12 protein-coding genes and 2 pseudogenes are annotated in these 19346 nt (G+C 71.3%); 10 read left to right on the plus strand and 4 right to left on the minus strand.

Annotated features, from left to right (window positions below):
- The first annotated feature begins 70 nt into the window (after positions 1 to 70).
- From IEX69_RS08135 to IEX69_RS08150, 4 genes are all read left to right on the plus strand, one after another.
- Positions 71 to 1060, plus strand: a complete 990-nt coding sequence (locus tag IEX69_RS08135; protein WP_174604494.1) for a helix-turn-helix domain-containing protein — start codon at positions 71 to 73, stop codon at positions 1058 to 1060.
- A 144-nt stretch (positions 1061 to 1204) separates the two neighbouring features.
- Positions 1205 to 1447 carry a hypothetical protein gene (locus IEX69_RS08140; RefSeq protein ID WP_085020528.1) on the plus strand — a complete coding sequence of 81 codons (243 nt, stop codon included), beginning with the start codon at positions 1205 to 1207 and terminating at the stop codon, positions 1445 to 1447.
- Between the two features lie 121 nt (positions 1448 to 1568).
- Positions 1569 to 2033, plus strand: a complete 465-nt coding sequence (locus IEX69_RS08145; RefSeq protein ID WP_085020529.1) for a GNAT family N-acetyltransferase — start codon at positions 1569 to 1571, stop codon at positions 2031 to 2033.
- Positions 2034 to 2086: 53 nt separating this feature from the next.
- On the plus strand, positions 2087 to 2956 hold the full coding sequence (locus IEX69_RS08150; protein WP_229756283.1) for a VOC family protein: 870 nt from the start codon (positions 2087 to 2089) through the stop codon (positions 2954 to 2956).
- Positions 2957 to 3053: 97 nt separating this feature from the next.
- On the opposite strand, the gene IEX69_RS08155 is transcribed toward IEX69_RS08150, so the two are convergent.
- The 4 genes and pseudogenes from IEX69_RS08155 to IEX69_RS21260 all read right to left on the minus strand — a co-directional run.
- The gene (locus tag IEX69_RS08155; RefSeq protein ID WP_174604495.1) at positions 3054 to 3917 is read right to left on the minus strand and encodes a carbohydrate kinase family protein; all 864 of its coding nucleotides are present in this window, start codon (positions 3915 to 3917) and stop codon (positions 3054 to 3056) included.
- Positions 3918 to 3934: 17 nt separating this feature from the next.
- Entirely contained in the window at positions 3935 to 4840 is a 906-nt protein-coding gene (locus IEX69_RS08160; RefSeq protein WP_085020531.1) for a pseudouridine-5'-phosphate glycosidase, read from the minus strand.
- 121 nt (positions 4841 to 4961) lie between these two features.
- Positions 4962 to 7403: pseudogene (locus tag IEX69_RS21255) on the minus strand (5'-nucleotidase C-terminal domain-containing protein); the annotation flags it as partial.
- A 405-nt stretch (positions 7404 to 7808) separates the two neighbouring features.
- Positions 7809 to 11915 (minus strand): annotated as a pseudogene (locus IEX69_RS21260) (ExeM/NucH family extracellular endonuclease); the annotation flags it as partial.
- Positions 11916 to 12210: 295 nt separating this feature from the next.
- Between IEX69_RS21260 and IEX69_RS08170 the strand changes: the two are divergent.
- The 6 genes from IEX69_RS08170 to IEX69_RS08195 all read left to right on the plus strand — a co-directional run bounded on the left by IEX69_RS08170 (position 12211) and on the right by IEX69_RS08195 (position 19295).
- Entirely contained in the window at positions 12211 to 14931 is a 2721-nt protein-coding gene (locus IEX69_RS08170) for a helix-turn-helix transcriptional regulator (protein WP_085020533.1), read from the plus strand.
- 84 nt (positions 14932 to 15015) lie between these two features.
- Positions 15016 to 15285, plus strand: a complete 270-nt coding sequence (gene purS, locus IEX69_RS08175; protein WP_085020534.1) for a phosphoribosylformylglycinamidine synthase subunit PurS — start codon at positions 15016 to 15018, stop codon at positions 15283 to 15285.
- The gene (gene purQ / locus IEX69_RS08180; protein WP_085020535.1) at positions 15282 to 15980 is read left to right on the plus strand and encodes a phosphoribosylformylglycinamidine synthase subunit PurQ; all 699 of its coding nucleotides are present in this window, start codon (positions 15282 to 15284) and stop codon (positions 15978 to 15980) included. Before purS ends, purQ begins: the two co-directional genes overlap by 4 nt.
- A 151-nt stretch (positions 15981 to 16131) precedes the next feature.
- On the plus strand, positions 16132 to 16647 hold the full coding sequence (locus IEX69_RS08185) for an O-acetyl-ADP-ribose deacetylase (protein WP_085020536.1): 516 nt from the start codon (positions 16132 to 16134) through the stop codon (positions 16645 to 16647).
- 4 nt (positions 16648 to 16651) lie between these two features.
- On the plus strand, positions 16652 to 17668 hold the full coding sequence (locus IEX69_RS08190) for a quinone oxidoreductase family protein (RefSeq protein WP_085020537.1): 1017 nt from the start codon (positions 16652 to 16654) through the stop codon (positions 17666 to 17668).
- A gap of 700 nt (positions 17669 to 18368) precedes the next feature.
- Positions 18369 to 19295: a DUF559 domain-containing protein gene (locus tag IEX69_RS08195; RefSeq protein WP_157127262.1), complete on the plus strand. Its 927-nt coding sequence runs from the start codon at positions 18369 to 18371 to the stop codon at positions 19293 to 19295.
- Positions 19296 to 19346: the final 51 nt, after the last annotated feature.

Raw genomic sequence — 19346 nt, forward strand, 5'->3', positions numbered from 1 at the left:
CACGATCGGGCCGGGCCGGTATCATCCGACCTGTCGGCATGCGGGAAGCACGCGTCGCGGGGAGGAACCGATGGAGGACCAGGGGCGGCTCGTCGTGCTCGACGGGCTGACGGAGTCCAACGAGGCGGTGTACCTGTTCGTCGTCTCGCGGGGCAAGACCCTGGTCGACGACGTGGCCTCGAGGTTCGACCTGCCGGTCGAGTCGGCGGCCGCAGAGCTCGAGTCGCTGCGCGCCCTCGGCCTGGTGTCGCGCGAGATCAGCGAGTCGGGCTACTACTCGCCGGTCGATCCGCGGTTCGCCGTGACCTCGCTGCTCGACCGCCTCAACAGCGAGCTCGGCCGAGTCCGCGAGCTGATCCCGGTGCTCGGGGAGCGGTTCGACCGCACCCTCACCGCCACCGCGTCGACCGACGAGACCCTCGTGCTGAGCGACCGCGACACCGTCGCCGCCTGGTACGTGCGGCTGCAGCACCAGGCGCTCCGCGACTTCATGGTGTTCGACCGGCCGCCCTACGTCTCCTCGCCGCTCGAGCCCCGCGAGACGACCGTCATCGGGCGCGGCGTGCTGTGGCGGGCGGTCTACGCGGCTCAGAGCTTCGAGCGGGACGGCGCGTGGGATGAGGCCATCCGCCTCACCGAACGGGGCGAGCAGGCCCGCATCGTGCCGGAGCTCCCGGTCAAGCTGGCGATCGCCGACCGCACCACCGCCCTCGTCTCCCTGAGCGTCGAGCCGGGGCGGAGCGACGCGATCGTGACCTCCTCGGCGCCCCTGGTCGCCGCGCTCTGCGAGCTGTTCGAGGCGACGTGGAGTCGTGCGGTGCCGGTGCAGCAGGCCCGCGACTCTGTCGCCGACCTCGAGAGCGCCCAGCGCGGTCCGACGAGCGAGGAGCAGTCGCTGCTCGCCCTGATGAGCGCCGGCGTGAAGGACGAGGCCGCCGCGCGCCATCTCGGCATCTCGGTGCGCTCGCTGCGGCGGCGCAGTCACGACCTCCTGGTCGAGCTCGGCGCCGACAACCGCTTCCAGGCGGGTGTCGAGGCGGCTCGACGGGGCTGGGTCTGAGCGAACGCCTCCGGATGCGTCGCCGCCTCCGCGTGGCAGCATCCGGCCACTGACACCGCGCTGCCACATCCCGTCGCCTCTCCGCGGCGAGACTGGACGCGCGTCCCGTCACCCGCGGGGCGGAGCCGAGCGTGGAGATCGACAGTGTCCACTACCCCAGAGCAGCGTCAGCGCCAGAGCCGTTCGTCGAGCGGCAGGCCCGTCGATCCGCGGACCCTCCCGTCCGACCTCCCGCGGGGCTGGCTCCTCACGCTGCAGCGCCACCGCCGCTACGGCCTCTCCTCCGACACCGCCGAGAGCGAGCGCACCACCGCGAAGATGCTCCGCGACATCGCCGCCCTCCGCGAGCTCCGCCACCTCAACACCCCGCCGCCTCCGCGCGCCTGAGCCCGCGCGAGCAGGATCCGCTGCTCACTTCCTGCACCCACCCCGCGCGAGAGGGCGCCAGAAATGAGCCCTCGGCGTCGGCTCTCGGCGGCGACGGGGCGGGTATCGTCGTCGGGTGAGCATGACGCTGCGACTCGAGCGTCGTCGGTACGACGACGCGGATGCGCTCCCGCTGATCGAGGCCGTGCAGGCCGAGTACACGCGGATGTACGGGCAGCCCGACGGAGCGCCGCTCGATCCTGAGCAGTTGGCGCCGCCGGCCGGGGACTTCGTGATCGCGTATCTCGACGGTGCGCCCGTCGCCATGGGAGGCTGGCGCACGCTGCCGGACGGCCGTGCCGAGCTCAAGCGGATGTTCGTGCTCGAGTCGGCGCGCGGGCGCGGGATCTCGGGGCGTGTGCTCACCCACCTCGAGGCGACGGCGCGCGCCGCCGGGATCGCCGAGATGGTGCTCGAGACCACGACCCTCCACGTCCCCGCGCTCGGCCTCTACCGGTCGCGCGGCTACGACGACGTGCCCGCGTTCGGGTACTACTCCGACGGTCCTCGCACGGTCTCGCTGGGTCGATCGCTCGCATCCGGATAATAGTTGTAGCTACAAGGAATGCGAGGGTCGCATCCGATGTTGAGAAGGACATCATGAGCACCGCATCCGATCTCCTCGCGCCCGCCACGGTGATGGGCGCCGTCACCCTGCGCGTCGGCGACCTCGACCGCATGATCGCCTACTACCGCGACGCCGTCGTGCTCGACGTCCTCGCTCAGGACGGCGACTCCGCCGTGCTCGGCCGCGGCGGAGTGCCCGCCGTGGTGCTGCAGCACGCGCCCGAGCTGCGCCGTCCGGAGCCCCGGAGCGCGGGACTGTTCCACACCGCGATCCTCTACGAGACCGAAGCGGCGCTGGCCGCGGCGGTCTACTCGGTCGCGACGCGATTCCCGGGCTCGTTCACCGGCAGCTCCGACCACCTGGTCTCGAAGGCGTTCTACTTCGACGACCCGGAGGGCAACGGCGTCGAGCTCTACTGGGACCGCGACCGCACCGAATGGAGCTGGACGCACGGCTCGATCGAGATGTCGACGCTGTTCCTCGACCCGAACCGCTTCCTCCAGGAGCACCTCACCGACGCCTCCATCGCCGACCCCCGCCTCGGCGGCGCGAGCGTGGGGCACGTGCACCTCAGCGTCGGCGACGTCGCGCAGGCCCGCGACTTCTACGTCGACACACTCGGCTTCGAGGTGACGACCATGTACGGCACGCAGGCGCTCTTCGTCTCCGCGGGCGGCTACCACCACCACATGGCGATGAACGTCTGGAACTCGGCCGGCGCCGGCCGCCGCAGGCTCGCCCTGGGCCTCGGTCAGGTCGAGATCGTGGTCCCGGATGCGGAGGACGTCGCCGCCACCGACGAGCGGCTGCGCGACCACGGCCTGCAGACCGCCCACGACGGCCGCACGCTCACGGTCTCCGACCCCTGGGACAACACCGTCCTCCTCCGCCCCGCCTCCTGACCCCCACGTTGCGCCACACCCACGCTGTTTCGCCACGTCGATCGGTGTGGCGAAACCACGTGGGTGTGGCGAAACGGGAGGGATGGGGAGGGCGGAGCTAGGCGCGGCGGGCGCCGGGGGCGGTGAGGACCTCGGCGGCGGCCGCGGCGCCGGCGGCGACCGCCGCCGCGACGGGCTCGCCGCGCAAGCATGCGGCGACGTAGCCCGCGGCGAAGCTGTCGCCCGCGCCGGTGGTGTCGCTCACGGCCTCGACGCGCGGCACCGGGAACGACTCCTCGCCGGCACGGCTCACGACCAGGACCGGGTCGGGGCCGTTCTTCGCGACCAGCTCGCATCCGAGGCTCTGCACCCACGCACGCGCGTCGACCACGGCGGCCTCCTCCGCGTTCGCGAAGACGACCTCGGGCCGGATGGCCGAGACGAGGCCGTCGAGGTCGTCGCCGAGGTCGCGCAGGAGCGACACGGACGACAGGTCGATCGACACCGTCACCCCGCGAGCGCGGGCGTCCGAGGCGAGCGCGAGCAGCGCCTCGCGTGCGCGAGGCGTCTGGAACCCGTAGAGCGGAAGGTGCAGCCAGGCGACGCCGTCCAGGGCCTCCGACGGGAAGCGCTCGATCTCGGCCGAGGCGGCTCGGTCGGGGATCATCGTCCGCTCGCCGACCGCATCCACCAGCACGATCACCGTCCCCGTGGTGCCGCCCCGTTGGAGCACGGTCTCGATGCCCTGCCCCTGCAGCTCCGCCTCGAGGACTCCGCCGATCGCGTCCTCCCCCACGCGGCCGAGGAAGCGCACGCGGACCCCGTCCATGCCGGCGGCGCGCACGGCCACGTTCGCCGCGCTGCCGCCCTGCGAGCGGAAGACGCGGCCGGGGTTGTCGGTGCCCCGCTCGAGGGCGCCGACGCCCCAGACGACGACGTCCTCGAGCAGGTCGCCCGCGACCGCGAGCACGGGGCGATGCACCGGATCCATCCCTCGGCTCAGCGCAGCGCGGCGGCGATCTGCGCGCCGAGGGCGACGTTGCCGCGGTACACCTCGACGTTGACGTCGAGCGAGGCGCCCTTCGTCTCGCGCTGGATGTAGTCGAGCAGGAACGGCGTGGTGTCGTTGCCCGCCACGTGGTCGGCCTCCGCGGCGGCGAGCGCCGAGGCGAGCACGGCGTCGTGCACGTCGATCGGGAGCTGCTTGTCGGCCGCGACCGGGTTCGCCACGAGCAGGGTCGAGGAGATGCCGAGCCCATCCCGCGTGCCCACGATGTCGACGATCTCGTCGACGCCGTCGACCGAGTACTCGATGTCGTAGCCCGAGTCGCTGACGTAGAAGCCCGGGTAGTCGGTGGTGCGGTAGCCCACCACGGCGAGGTTGAGGGTCTCGAGACGCTCGAGCGTGAGCGGGATGTCGAGGATCGACTTCACGCCGGCGCTGACGACCACGAGCGGGAGGCCGGCGAGGGTGCCGAGGTCGGCCGACTCGTCGAAGGTCTGCTGCGCACCGCGGTGCACGCCGCCGAGGCCACCGGTCGAGAAGACGCGGACGCCCGCGCGGGCGGCGAGGAAGGCGGTCGCGGCCACGGTGGTGCCGCCGTTGAGCTTCTTCGCGGCGGCCACGGGCACGTCACGCAGCGACACCTTGACCACGGAGTCGTCGTTCGACAGGCTCACGATCTCGTCGGTCGACAGGCCCACGGTCGGCACGCCGCCGACGAGCCCGATGGTGGCGGGCACCACGCCTGCCGCCCGCACGATCTCCTCGGCCTCCAGCGCGACCTCGACGTTGCGCGGACGCGGCAGACCGTGGGTGAAGATGGTCGACTCGAGGGCGAGGACGGGAGCGCCCGAGGCCACTGCATCGCGGACCTCGTCGGACAGGACGAGAGAGGTGGGCATGGGGTGGTTCCTTTCGAGCGGGGGATCCCCTCCACGCTAGACGAGGCGGGCCCGCACCACGAAAACGGCGAGGGCCCCGCATCCGGATGATCGGATGCGGGGCCCTCGCAAGGGGAAGCGGCTACTCGGCCTCGTGCGCCGTCCGCCGCCGGCGGGCGACCGCCACCCCGGCTCCTCCGAGAAGGAGCAGGATCGCGAACACGAGGGCCGGGTAGACGGTGGCGCCCGTGGAGGCGAGGTCACCGGATCCCGAACCGACCGGCACCGAGCCCGAACCCGAGCCGCCACCGGGCACGGTGCCGTCGGGCGCGGTGATCGTGATGGAAGCCCAGCCGATCACGGTGCCGTTCGCATCCTGCACCGCGATGCGGTGGTCACCGAGAGGCGCGTCGGCGGGGATCACCACGGTGATGCTCCCGTCGGCGCCGACGCGCTGCCAGACGTCGCCGGCCGCGTTGGTCAGCAGGATCGGGGTGGAGTAGAGCCAGGCGCTGACCCACTGTCCGGCGTACTGCGGGCCGACGTAGATCGTCAGCGAGCCACCCGCAGTGACCGTCGACGACGAGAGGCCGATGGCGCCTTCGAGCTCGGGCGTGAGCGAGTCCTCGCCCGCGGGCACCGGGGTCGTGGTCGGCGGCTGCTCGCCACCGCCCGGGTTCGTCCCCGCGTTCACCAGCACAGGGATGCGCACCACGGTCCCCGAGGGCGCCGCGTCGAGCACGATCTCGGTGGCGCCGGAGGCGTCGGCCGGGACGGTGAGCGACACGGTCGCCGCGCCGTTCGTCACGGCGATCGGCGCGATCACCGTGCTCGTGCCGTTCCATGTGCCCGACAGCTCGGCGTTCTGCGGGCTGCCGAGGCTCGTCAGGTCGAGGCCGGAGACGTCGAACGAGATCGTCGAGCCCGCGTCGACCGGGGCGGTGGGAGCACCCGTCACCTTCACCGCGTTGCGCTCGAAGCTCGGCGCGAGACCCTGGTTCGCCTGGAGGTAGGCGATCCAGGCGTCACGGTCGACGAGGCCCGAGTCGCGGGTGTCGGCGCCCTCCGCGAAGACGCGGAAGTTGTCGCCGCCCTGGAGCAGGAAGTTGAACGAGCCGATGCGGTACGACGCCGCCGGATCGATGGGCTGGCCGTCGATCCAGATGCCCGTCACGCGGTCGCCCGCCGCGCGGGTGTCGTCGTAGGTGTAGCGCACGTTGTCGGACAGGCCGAGCTTCAGGAACGGACGCGACGGGATCGTGCCGTCGGGGTTCGTCTGCCACTGCTGCTCGAGCGCGGTCTTGAACTGGGCGCCCGTGAGGGACGTCGTCCACAGGTTGTTGACGAACGGCAGGACCGCGTTGGCCTCGGCGTACGTGATGACGCCGTCGGTGTTCAGCGGGTTGCCCGAGGTGTTCCCGGCGTAGAGGAGCTCCGCGCGGAGACCACCCGGGTTGACCACGCCGATCTGCGCCCCACCCCGATCGGCGGACGACAGGGAGTCGACCAGCGAGTTCGCGACCAGGTTTCCGAGAGCCGACTCCGAGGCCCGGTCGTCGCGGGTGCCCCCGGTGTAGACGCCGTTCGTGAACGACCCTCCGGCGAACGCCGTCGTGATGTCGGCGGTGACCGACCCCACGGGCTGGTTGCCGATGGTCGCCGCCTGAGCGATCGCGGCATCCGTGATCGCCTTCACCTCGGCCACCCGCGGGTAGGCCGCGACGAGCGAGGCGTCGGAGGCGGTGGTGCGAGCGACGTTCCGCGCCGAGTAGGACTCGACGTCACCCGACTGAGCGTCGACCGTGAGGACGATCTGGCCGATGTTCTCGCCGTAGCTGCCGGTCTGCAGGATCGGACGGGTCTTCCCGTCCTCGCCGGGGACGGGGGCGTCCCACGAGTACTGCTTGTGCGTGTGACCGGTGAAGATCGCGTCGACGTCGGACGAGGTCTTCGTCACGATGTCGGCGAAAGCACCGCCCGCGGCGATCTCCTGCTCGAGCGAGGCGCCGTCGGGCGTGCCCGCGCCGGCCCCCTCGTGGTACTCGGCGATGATGACGTCGGCCTCGCCGTTGGCGCGGTTCCCGTCGGTCAGCTGATCCGCGACGCGGTTGACCGCCTCGACCGGATCACCGAACGTCAGCCCCTGGACGCCGCCCGGGGAGACCAGGGTCGGTGTCTCCTGCGTGACCGCGCCGATGACCGCGATCGTCAGGCCCGCCTTCTCGACGATCCGGTACTCGGGGAGCGCCGGCTTGCCGTCGGGGCCGTAGACGTTGGCGCCGAGATACTCCCAGTCGGCCGCGTCGGTGACGCGCCCGGTGAGGTCGTCGAAGCCCTTGTCGAACTCGTGGTTGCCCACCGCGCTCGCCTCGAGGCCCAGCGCGTTCAGCACGTCGATCGTCGGCTGGTCCTCCTGCACGCTCGACGCGAACAGGGAGGCGCCGATGTTGTCGCCCGCGGAGAGGAACAGCGAGTTGTCGTCGCCGTAGCCCGCCCGCAGCTGCTCGAGAGTGCCAGCGAACTTGACCGTGTTGGCATCGATCCGACCATGGAAGTCGTTGATGTTCAGCAGGTCGAGGTTCACCGTGTCGCCCGCCTCGACGCTGACCGGGATGCGCACCACGGTGCCCGAGGGCTGGGCCGTGAGCACGAGCTCGGTCGAGGTCGGGACGTTGTCCGGCACCACCACGTCGACGGCCGCGGCCCCGTTCGTCACCGGGATCGGGTCGGAGGTCGCGGGCGACCCCGTCCACGACACCGCGAGCGAGGTGTTCTGCGGGCTGCCGAGGCTCGTGAGGTCGAGACCGGACACCGAGGCGGTGAGGTGGTCGCCGGCCTTCAGCGTGGCGTCGGTGACACCGTCGACCTTCACGCCCTGGCGGGCGAAGTCGGGCTTCAGGTTCTTGTTCGCCTGCAGGTACGAGATCCAGGCGTCGCGATCGATGAGGCCCGAGTCGCGGGTGTCGGTCCCGTTCGCGAACTCGCGGAAGTTGTCACCGCCGGTGAGGAGGAAGTTGAACGAGCCGATCCGGTACGACCGGTCGGGATCGATCGGTGCCCCGTTCACCCAGATGCCCGTGACGTGCTCGCCGCGAGGCGCATCCGGGTCGACGGTGTACGTGACGTTCGACGACAGGCCGAGCTGCAGGTAGGAGCGCGTCGGGACCGTGCCGTCCGCGTTGGTCTGCCACTGCTGCTCGAGCACGGTCTTGAACTGCGCCCCGGTGACGGACGTCGTCCAGAGGTTGTTGACGAAGGGGAGCACCGCGTTGGCCTCGGCGTAGGTGATCACGCCGTCGGTGTTCGCAGGGTTCGACGTGGTGTCGCCCTTGAACAGCAGCTCCGCGCGGAGGCCGCCCGGGTTCACGACGCCGATCTCGGCGCCGCCGCGGTCGGGCGACGAGAGCGAGGACACCAGCGAGTCGGCGACGAGGTCGCCGAGCGTCGACTCGGAGGCGCGGTCGTCCCGCGTGCCGCCGGTGTACACGCCGTTCGTGTACGACCCGCCCGCGAACGCGGTCGTGATGTCGGCCGCGACGGAGCCGACCGGCTGGTTGCCGATCTCGGCCGCCTTGGCGAGCGCCGCATCCGTGATGGTCTTCACCTCGGCGACGCGCGGGAACTGTGCGGCCAGCTGGGCGTCGGTGGTGCCGGTCGGCGCCACGTAGCGCGGCACGTTCCCGGCCGTGTAGTCCAGCACGTCACCCGTCTCGGCGTCGAGGGTCAGACCCACCTGGCCGATGAACTCGCCGTAGTTGCCGGTCTGCACGATCGGACGGGTCTTGCCGGACTCGCCGGGGACCGGTCCGTCCCACACGTACTGCTTGTGGGTGTGGCCGGTGAAGAGCACGTCGACGTCGGACGAGGTCTCGGTCACCATCTTCGCGAACGCACCGCCCGCAGCGACCTCCTGGTCGAGGGTCGCGCCCTCGACGGCGCCGTCGCCGGCGCCCTCGTGGTACAGCGCGATGATGGTGTCGGCCTCGCCGTTCGACTCGTCACCGTCGGAGAGCTGAGCCGCGACGCGGTTGACCGCGTCGACCGGATCGCCGAAGTCGAGGTCGGTGATGCCGCCCGGGGACACCAGGGACGGGGTCTCCTCGGTGATCGCGCCGATGACGCCGATCCGCAGGCCGTCCTTCTCGATGACCGTGTACTCCGGGAGCGCGGGCTCGGTGGTCCCCTTCTTGTAGACGTTGGCGCCGAGGTAGTCGAAGTCGGCGGCCTCCGTCACGCGTCCCGTGAGGTCGGCGAAGCCCTTGTCGAACTCGTGGTTGCCCACGGCGCTCGCCTCGAGGTCGAGCGCGTTGAGCACGTCGAGGGTCGGCTGGTCGTCCTGGACGGCCGAGGCGAAGAGCGAGGCGCCGATGTTGTCGCCCGCCGAGAGGAAGAGCGTGTTCTCCTCCCCGGCCGCGGCACGGAGCTGCTCGATCGTGTACGCCCACTTCACGGTGTTGCCGTCGATCCGACCGTGGAAGTCGTTGATGTCGAGCAGGTTCAGGTCGACCGTGTCGGCCGCTGCGCCGTCGAACGAGTACCCGACGACGACCGGGTCGTGGTCGCTCGAGCGGTAGACGCTCGTGTCGTAGAAGTCGGTGGCGTTGTAGTTGTAGCGGCTGTACTCGAGTGCGATCGACAGTCCGGAGTTGATGTTCCAGATGTCGGTGCCGGTTACGTTCTCGGCCGCGCCCGCTGAGGCGAACACGTGGTCGAGCGAGCCGACCGCTCCGTCGAAGGAGTAGCTGTGCTTGCCCGTCGCGACACCGAGGTCGGTGTAGCCGGCCTTCGTGATCTCGACGACCGGATCCTCCTGCGAGTAGGCGTTGAAGTCGCCGAGGAGGAAGACACGGTCGGTGCCGAGCTCGTCCTGCAGGTCGCTCGAGAACGCGACCAGCGCCTTGGCCTGCGCGACGCGGGAGGCGTTCGATGCGCCCTGGCCGTCGCCGGTGTCCGCGTCGGCGCCCGTGCCGGAGCCCTTCGACTTGAAGTGGTTGACGATCGCGATGAAGCCCTGGTCGTCGGATCCGCCGGCGGGCTTGAACTCCTGCGCGAGCGGCTGGCGAGCGTTCGAGAAGGCGTCGTCGACGAGCACGTGGGACGCGCCCACCGGCTCGACGGCGTCCTTCTTGTAGATGAACGCGGTGCGGATGACGTCCTGCGCGTCGAGCGGAGGCAGCTGGTCGGCCGCCGGCGACGGCACGAGCTCCCAGTCACCGCCGTCGTGCGGCGCGGCGTTGAGCGCCGCGACGAGAGTCTTCAGCGCGTCGTCGCGGTCCTTGCCGAACTTGGCGGAGTTCTCGATCTCCTCGAGCGAGACCACCTCGGCGCCCAGGCCGTTGATCGCGGCGACGATCTTCGCCTGCTGGCGCGCGAGGTCCTCGGCCTCGGCGGCGCCGCGGGCGTCGCACCCGCTGTTCACGGTGACCGGGTCGCCCGTGCGGTCGGTGTAGTACGTGCAGCCGGTGAGCTGGTCGCCAGTGGTGGTGAAGTAGTTCAGCACGTTGAAGCCGGCCAGCTGGATGTCGCCGCCGACGTTCGCGGGGGCGGTCGTGAGGCTGGAGACGAACTCGACCGGGTTCACGGTCGCGTCGTTCTCGACGGTGAGCTGCTGCGTCGGCTGGAAGTTCCAGAGGCCGTTGCGGTAGTCGAAGATCACGGGCGAGGTGAACGTGACGCCGTCGTTGACGCTGATGTCGTGGTCGGCGGTCAGGTACGGGAGCGGGATGCCCTTGTTGGCGTTCGAGTTGAAGTTGATGCTCGCGCCGTCGTCCAGGGTCACCATGCGCGCCGCGTTGTCGGCGACGGCCGCCGCATAGGCGTCGGTGCCGGGCCGGGCGATCTCGGTCGGGGTGATGAGCGGCGTCGTGCCCGAAGCGAGCGCGAAGGAGGCGAAGTAGTTCGCGTCGTACGTCTCGCTCACGGTGAAGTCGCCCTGCGGGGCGAGGAGCATGCTCTCGAGCGACTCACGCTGCGCCGCGTCGCGCGGGAGCTCGACGGTGGCGGGCGCGACGGGGGCCGAGGCCGCCGTCTTTGCGATCAGGCCGCCCGCAGCGACGTTCAGCTCGGTGTAGTTCTTGAACTCCTCGACCGTGCCGGTGACGGTGACCTCGTCGCCGATGGCGACGTCACCGACGGTGGCGTCCGAGAAGACGAAGAGGGCGTCGGAGGCGGTGTGCGTGGCGAGGTCGATCGCCCCGCCGGTGCCGGCGGTCTGGATGACGTAGCCGCGGAAGCCGCCCGTGGGGTAGGCGGCGGTGACGACGCCTTGGGTGGTGACCGTCTGCCCGTTGAGCGGGGAGACGTCGGTGGTGCCCTGGATGTCGGCGATCGCGGTGATCGTGGGTTCCGCCGGGTCGGTGGGGTCGGTCGGATCCGTGGGATCGGTCGGATCCGTGGGGTCGGTCGGATCGGTGGGGTCGGTCGGGTCCGTCGGGTCGGCGTCGGACGCCGCGTTCTGCGGGGTGACGTCGGCGCGGGAGACGAAGTCGGACACGCTGCTGTCGGTGTCCGCGGCATCGGTGCGCTGCAGTGAGTTCGGGGTGCCGTTGGGGCCGTCGACCGCCGCGGGGCCCGTGCCCTCGAAGGTGTTGGAGGTGCCGAAGCCGACGGCGTCGACGACGCCCGGGGTTCCCGCCACGTTCCCGGTCGGGAGCGTGAGCGGCGCGGCGGTGGAGGCCAGGTAGAGCGTCCCCGTGGTGCCGCTGGGGTTGAGCCCGAGGGTGGCGTCCGGGGTGGGGAGCGGCTGGCCGGTCGAGCCGTTGCTGCCCAGCTGCACCAGATAGTGGCCCTCGGGCGCGATCGACCCGCTGAGCGCACCCGCCTGGCCGGCGCCGGTCCCGGTCGCCGAGCGGTACTGCAGCGACCACCCGTCGAGCGAGACGGCCTCTCCCCCGGGGTTGTAGAGCTCGACGAACTTGTTCACGTAGGGGGCGTTCGCACTGCCCCCCTTCGTGTACGCCTCGGTGATGACGACACCGGTGCCGTCGGTCGAGGCGGAGGCGGGTGACGCGAACGCGACGAGAGGCGCGACGACGAGCGCACCTCCGGCCAGGGCCGCGAGCGCCTTCGTGCGGGCTCGGCGGGTGGGGTCGGACATGGAACTCCTCGGGGTCGCGATCACAGGGGTTTCTCAGGTGCGAGACCGACCCAGGCTAAGAGAGCCCACTACCAGAAAGAAAGACTGAACATTTCGGGAAAGTAAATTTAACGAAACTGAATCATCGTCACCCCTTTGGGGGGTGAAAGCGTAACCCGCCACCGCGTCGGCTGGCAAGGTGACACTGCTGTCAAGGTCCCCCGCAGTGGGGTGTCCCGTCGTAGTGTGGTGGGACGGCGTGGGAACCGTCTGCTTCTCAGGCAGTTCGAAGGGGTGATCGAACGGATGAGGACACGTGGGTGACGTGGACTGGACCGACACGGCCGAAGGCCTCTCGACGGTCGGAGGCCTCTCGACGGTCGGAGCCGACCGTGACGCCGCGCGGACGGCGCGGACGGCTCTAGCAGGACGGTCGGTCGTCGTGGCCGGCCCGCTGGGCTCCGGCAAGTCGCACTACCTGAAGGCGGTCGGCAGCTCGCTGGGTGCTGTGGGCGCCCCGCATCTCGTCATCCAGGGATCGACCGCGCTGGCGGGCATCGAGTACGGAGCGATCAAGGCGGCCGGCGCCCGGCGGCTGATCGACGACCTCGACGATCAGGACGAGGGGACGCCGCCGACGATCGTGGTGGTCGACGACGCCCACGACCTCGACGAGGCCGGCGCGCTGCTGCTCGCCCGCCTCGTGTACCTCCGACGGATCACCCTGGTGGCCGGGCTGACCCTGCCGCGGTCGTCCGCGGCCACGGTGGGGGCCGCCGGCCACGCCCTCCTCGAGCTGTGGCTGAGAGGGGAGGCCGACCGTCTCGACCTCCACCTCCTCGACGAGGCCACGGCACTCGATCTCCTCGACCAATTCGACTCCGAGCACCTCCTCGGCCTCGTGACGCGTCGCGCGCTCCTCTTCCACGCCTCCGGGTCTCGAGCGCTGCTCCGCGAGCTCGCGACGGAGTGCGTCGCCGCGAAGCGCACCGGGGTCGACCCGCTCCGGCGCATCCGGGAGCTGCCCCGCTGGTCGCGGGTCGAGACCACCCTCGAGGCGGAGATCGCGCAGTACTCCCCTGACGAGTGCCTCGTGCTCGCCGTGATCGAGGCGCTCAGCGGCATCGGCTACGCGGATGCGCGGAGGGTGGTCGCGCCGTCGGCCCTCGAGGCGCTCCTCGACGAGGGCCTCGTCCACGACGACGGCACCACGGAGCGGCGCCTGTACGTCAGTCCCCTGGTCGCCCGAGCCGCCGCGCGGACGCTCTCCGGCGACGCCCTGGAGGAGGCGCTGAGCGCCGCGGCTCGCTCCGCCCTCGCGGACTGGCACCCCCGTCGTTCCGCGCGGGAGAGCCTCAACATCGTCTCGCGCTGGCAGTCCGCCCGCGCATCGCCCGGCGAGGTCCTCGCTCCTGCGGTGGATGACGCCCTCGCCCGGCAGCTCGTCATCTCCGCCGCGCGGGATGCGGACCGGCTCGGACGCTACGACCTGGCCCTCTCGTTCGTGCGCCTCGGCGACGTGCCCCTCTCCCCGGCCGCCACCGCCGTCCTGCGATCCCGCGCGATGGTGGGTGCCCGTGACGGGAGGTCCGCCGTGGACGCCCTGGTGGCGCTCGACCCGAGCGCCCTCGACCCGGCCACGAGGAAGCGGGTGCTCCGGTGGGCGCTCGCCCTGCGCAACCGACACGCCCTGGAGGATCCGCGACTCCGCGAGTTCATCGACCGGGTGAGCGCGTCGGCGCCCGAAGAGGATGCGCTCGCCGCCGAGGCCGCCGTCGCGGACGCCGAGCTGAGCGCACTGGGAATGGACTGGCCTGCGGCCGTGGAGCGCGCGCGGTTCGCGCTCGGGAGCCCCACGATCTCGACGGTCACGCGCATCCGGGCCTCGTTGGTCCTCGCCCTCGGCAGCGCCTACACCGGCGACTGGGGTCGGGCCGAGGCCCTGTTCCGCGCGATCGAGCTGGGCACACGCGACACGGTGACCGGCCGCACCAACGACGTCACGACCGCATCCTGGACACTGTGCTTCGAAGCGCTGGGGAGGATGGCCGCGGGCGCCGACATGACGCCCGTCGCCGACCGTCTGCCCGGCGTGATCGACGCCGCCGTGCTCGAGGACCATCGCGCCGCGCTCTGCGTCCTGAGCATGGCGGCCGGCTCGATGAACTGGAACTCGGGAGCCTTCACCGACGCGATCGCCGACTACGCCGCGACGGCTCTGCGCTGCGACCTCCTCGAGCTGGCGATCTGGCGACCCGTCGCGCTCTACTCGCACGCCATCGCCCTGCACAGCGCTCATCGCCACGACGAGGCGATGGCGGTGTTCGCGCGTGCCGAGCGCGAGGATCGACCGCACCCCATCCACGAGTACGCGCGGAACCTGGCGGAGAGCATGCTCCTCCCCGCGGAGGGCGACCTGGCGGGCGCCGCGGCCGCGGCGGAGCAGCTGATCGCCACCAGCTCGCAGGGGACCCCCACCCTCGAGAGTCGCGACCGCTTCATGCTCGCCACGCTCACGACATCCGACACGGAGACGGCCGAGCGGATGCTGTCGCTGCTGGACGAGGCGGACCTCCCGCTTCCGAGAGCGCTGGCCGAGGACGTGACCGCACGGGCGCTCGACGACGAGGAGCTCGCGGAGCAGTCGCGGCGACACCTGCTCGGCGTCGGCCCCGGGTGGAGGGAGTTCGTGGCGGGCTTCACCGGCGAGGGGTCTCCCGTGCCGCCCCTGTCCCCGGTGTCGCCCGCGTCGCCCGGCGGACCGGCGTCCCGCCCCGCGCTGCGCATCGTGGAGTCGCGTGTCGGCGGCGGACCGGCGAAGACCACGGGGGCCGCCCCCGGGACGCTGTCCGACCTCACCGAGCGCGAGGTCGAGATCGCCGAGCTGGTGGCGCACGGCCTGTCCAACCGGCAGATCGCGGCGGAGCTCTTCCTCTCGGTCCGCACCGTGGAGTCGCACGTCTACCAGGCCCGGATCAAGCTCGGCGCAGCGAGCCGCCGGGAGCTGGGGCGCCTGGTCTCGGGCGAGCCGGCGTAGGGTCTCGGGCGAGCCGGCGTAGGAGGGAGGGGCTCCCGGTAGGATTGCAGGGTTCCATTGATCCCTCTGATCGCAGGAGAGTCCATGCCGAAGATCGTCGTCGAGGTCATGCCGAAGGCCGAGCTGCTCGACCCCCAGGGCAAGGCGGTGGCAGGCGCGCTCGCGCGGCTCGGGCACGAGGCGTTCGCCTCGGTCCGCGTGGGCAAGCGGTTCGAGCTCGAGGTCGACGGCGAGGTCACCGAGGAGGTGCTCGCCACCGTGCGCGAGGTCGCCGACGAGCTGCTGTCGAACTCCGTGATCGAGGATGTCGTCGCCGTCCGGGTCGAGTCGGAGACGGCCGGGGTGGCGTCGTGAGCCGCATCGGCGTCGTCACCTTCCCCGGGTCGCTCGACGACCGCGACGCCCAGCGCGCCGTGCGGCTGGCGGGCGGCGAGCCCGTCGCGCTCTGGCACGGCGACCACGACCTGCAGGGCGTCGACGCGATCGTCCTCCCCGGCGGCTTCAGCTACGGCGACTACCTGCGCTGCGGCGCCATCGCGTCGCACTCGCCCATCATGCGCGAGGTGGTCTCCGCCGCCGAGCGCGGCGTGCCCGTGCTCGGGATCTGCAACGGCTTCCAGATGCTCACCGAGGCGCACCTCCTGCCCGGTGGACTCATCCGCAACGATCACGGCAGCTTCATCTGCCGCGATCAGGTGCTGCGCGTCGAGAACACGACCACCGCGTGGACGCACGAGTTCGAGCAGGGCGACGAGATCGTGGTGCCCCTGAAGAACGGCGAAGGCGGGTACATCGCCGATGCCGAGACCCTGGCGATGCTCGAGGGCGAGGGTCGCGTGGTCTTCCGCTACGTCGGCGTGAACCCGAACGGCTCCCTGAACGACATCGCCGGCGTCACCAACGAGCGCGGCAACGTCGTCGGCCTGATGCCGCACCCGGAGCACGCCGTCGAGCCCGGCTTCGGCCCCGACACCGCCGCCGCGATGCGCTCCGGGGTCGACGGCCTGCGCCTGTTCACCTCGGCCCTGCAGTCCCTGCTGGCCGCGTAGCCTCGTCCTCCTCTTCCTCCGGCTTGTTCTCTGGCCTTTCTCCGGGCTCTTTCGAGTACCCCCAGGAACAGCGCTTGCCCCACCCCGCGCATCCGCGAGTCCTGGGTGTGCTCGTCTGCTGCGCGGGGGCTCTCGGCGTAGCGTCGAGGGCATGCGCGACATCAGGCTGATCCAGGGCGACATCACGACCATCCCCGTGGATGCGGTGGTGAACGCCGCGAACTCGTCGCTGCTGGGCGGTGGTGGGGTCGATGGCGCGATACACCGGGTCGGCGGGCCGAGCATCCTCGAGGCGTGCCGGGAGCTCCGCGCGACGACCCTCCCCGACGGGCTTCCCGCGGGTGACGCGGTGGCCACCACCGCGGGGCGACTGCCCGCAAAGTGGGTCATCCACACGGTCGGACCGGTGTGGTCGGCGCGCGAGGACCGGTCGGAGGTGCTCGCCTCGGCGTACCGGCGGTCGCTTGAGGTCGCCACCGAGCTCGGAGCGGCCTCGGTGGCGTTCCCCGCGGTGAGCGCCGGCATCTACGGTTGGCCGCACGAGAGCGCCGCCGAGATCGCGCTCTCGACGGTCGACGCCAGTCCGTTCTCCGGTGCCGTGACGTTCGTCCTGTTCAGCGACGACATGCTGAGGGTGTTCGAGGCGACGCGCGACCGCCTACGCTGACGGCATGAGTCTCGCCGTCCTCGCCCGCTCGTTCGGTTCGCCAGAGGTCCTGGAGGTCGTCGAGGTCGACCCGCCCGTGGCGGGGCCCGGCCAGGTGGTGATCGAGGTGCGCGCGGCGGGCGTCAACCCGGCGGATGCGAAGCTCGTCGCCGGCACGTTCGGCGACGACCCCTCGATGCTGCCCATCCGGCCCGGGTCCGAGGTCGCCGGCGTGGTCACCGCCGTCGGTCCGGATGCGGTCGACGGGGTGCTGCCGGGCGGTGACGGTCCGGTGTCGGTCGGCGACGAGGTGATCGCCTACCGCGTCTCCGGCGGATACGCCTCCGCCGTCGCCGTGCGCGCCTCCTCGGTGTTCGCGAAGCCGCCGGCGCTCGACTGGGCGGCGGCCTCCGGTCTGCTGCTCGCCGGGGTGACCGCGTGGCACCTCGTCGAGGCCACGGGCGTGGGGCCGGATGACGTGGTGATCGTGTTCGGGGCGTCCGGGGGCGTCGGGGCGATGGCGGTGCAGCTCGCCGCCCTCCGCGGAGCGCGCGTGCTGGGCGTCGCGAGCGCGGCGAACGCGGACTACGTCGCGTCCCTCGGCGCGACCCCCGTCGCCCGCGGCGCGGGCCTCGAGTCCCGCCTCCGCGCCGCCCTCTCCGCCTCCGCCCGTGCTGCGGATGCCGCCGCTGCGGGTGGTGCTGCTGATGCGGCGGGCGATGGCGCCCCCGCGACGGTCGCGCTCGATACCGTCGGCGGCGCGGAGGGGCTGGACGCGGCGGTCGTGCTGGTCGCCGACCGGTCGCGGATCGCGACCATCGCCGACTTCGAGCGCGGCGCCGCGCTCGGCATCCGCCTGCTCGGCAGCGGCCCCGGCGCCGACCCGGGCGCCGCCCTCCGCAACGCCGCCCGCGCCCCGCTCGTGGCTCTCGCCGCGCAGGGCGCCCTCACGGTCACCGTCGCCGCCACGTACCCCTTGACCTCCGCCGCCGACGCGCTCACCCTCCCCCACGCCCCCGGCAAGGTCGCCCTCCTCCCCTGAACTCTCCCCTCCTGCCCAGCACCACCGCGAGTGCTCACTCTCAGCGGCCCTCGAGCACTCGACACGTCTCCACGCCCACCCACTGCTCACTTTCCGCGCGAGTTCCCCGAGGGTGGCGCACAAAGTGAGCACTCGCCTTACCTCCTAACGCGCCACCCCGCCCCACTGCTCACTTTCCGCGCGAGTTCCCCGGGGATGGCGCACAAAGTGAGCACTCGCCCTACCTCCTGACGCACCACCCCCTCACTGCTCACTTTCCGCGCGACTTCACCGGGGATTGCGCACACGCTGAGCACTCGCCCTACCCCCTGACGCACCACCCCCGCCACTGTTCACCTCTCGCGCGACACCCCGCACCCACGGCACACAACAATGAGCACTCGCTGTGCCGCCTGACCCACTCCACCCACGTACCCCCACCACTGCTCACTTTCCGCGCGACATCCCCACGTACGACGCACAAAGTGAGCAGTCGAAGCACCCCGTCGATCCGCTGCTCACATTCGCCGCGACTTCGCCGCACATGACGCAGGAAGTGAGCACTCGATGTGCTGCTTCCGAAAGCACCACGCCCCCTCCACTGCTCCCTTTCATTGCGCCACAGCTGTCGACCAGGTGATGGGGTGTGGAGAACTTCGGCCGGCAGCCATGGTCTGGGGATAACCCCTCCGAGCACCTCCGGAGACACCACAGTGGGTGGATGGGACGATCGATCGAGCTGCCGAGCGGGATGCTGCGGCGCCCCTTTCACACCAGCGAAGGCGCCGCGCGCGGACTGACCGAGGGGCGGATGCGTGGACACGACCTGGCGCGTCCCTTTGCCGGCGTGAGGATCAGCGCGGACGTCGTCCTGACACACCTCGTGCGGTGCGCGGCGCTTGCCACGAGGTTGGCTGCTGAGCACGCCTTCAGCCATACGACGGCGGCAGCGCTCTGGGGCCTGCCTCTGCCCGATGACGAGGACGGTCTCCGCCCGCTCCACGTGACCGGGTTCAACGGGCGGCAGCCCCCGAGGATGCCCGGCGTGATCGGGCACCGCAGCTGGGACGACACGATCAGGAGGGTCGATGTGGCCGGACTCCCCATCGTCGATGCCGAGTCCACGTGGCTCCAGCTCGGAGCGATGCTCTCATTCGAGGACCTGGTCGCCTGCGGTGACGCCCTCATCCGCTCTCCTCGCCACTACACGGAGAGACCGGCGCTGAGCAGCGTCGACGGGCTCGCTCGCCGTCTCGAGTCCTTCAGCGGTCGAGGGAAGGCAGCGCTTCGAGAAGCGCTCCCACTCGTCCGGGATGGGTCGGAGTCGCGGCGTGAGACCCACCTCCGGCTGCTCCTACTGAGGGGTGGCCTACCGGAACCCGAGCTGAACGTCGACGTCCGTGATGACGACGGTCGCTTCATCGGACGCGGAGACATGGTGTACCGGGGCGCGAAGGTCCTCGTCGAGTACGACGGCGATCACCATCGCACCGACATCGACCAGTACGAGCGGGACCAGTCGCGCATCGAGCGCTTCCAGCGTGCGGGATGGATCACGGTTCGGGTGCGCAGACGAGGACTCGCGATCACTCCGGACGAGACCCTGGAGCGAGTCCGCTCGGCTTTGGCGTCGCGTGGGGACCTCTGACGTGCAGATCGAGTGCTCAGTTCTCACGCTGGATGGGTTCGTGACGACGCC

Source organism: Cnuibacter physcomitrellae (assembly GCF_014640535.1).
Classification (GTDB): Bacteria; Actinomycetota; Actinomycetes; order Actinomycetales; family Microbacteriaceae; genus Cnuibacter; species Cnuibacter physcomitrellae.

What these genes read in the sequence shown, in the direction of transcription:
- purS (WP_085020534.1), top strand. Translation starts at nt 15,016, where the DNA reads ATGCCGAAGATCGTCGTCGAGGTCATGCCGAAGGCCGAGCTGCTCGAC.
- IEX69_RS08160 (WP_085020531.1), bottom strand. Translation starts at nt 4,840, where the DNA reads ATGCCCACCTCTCTCGTCCTGTCCGACGAGGTCCGCGATGCAGTGGCC.
- IEX69_RS08150 (WP_229756283.1), top strand. Translation starts at nt 2,087, where the DNA reads ATGAGCACCGCATCCGATCTCCTCGCGCCCGCCACGGTGATGGGCGCC.
- IEX69_RS08135 (WP_174604494.1), top strand. Translation starts at nt 71, where the DNA reads ATGGAGGACCAGGGGCGGCTCGTCGTGCTCGACGGGCTGACGGAGTCC.
- IEX69_RS08195 (WP_157127262.1), top strand. Translation starts at nt 18,369, where the DNA reads ATGGGACGATCGATCGAGCTGCCGAGCGGGATGCTGCGGCGCCCCTTT.
- IEX69_RS08145 (WP_085020529.1), top strand. Translation starts at nt 1,569, where the DNA reads ATGACGCTGCGACTCGAGCGTCGTCGGTACGACGACGCGGATGCGCTC.
- IEX69_RS08185 (WP_085020536.1), top strand. Translation starts at nt 16,132, where the DNA reads ATGCGCGACATCAGGCTGATCCAGGGCGACATCACGACCATCCCCGTG.
- IEX69_RS08190 (WP_085020537.1), top strand. Translation starts at nt 16,652, where the DNA reads ATGAGTCTCGCCGTCCTCGCCCGCTCGTTCGGTTCGCCAGAGGTCCTG.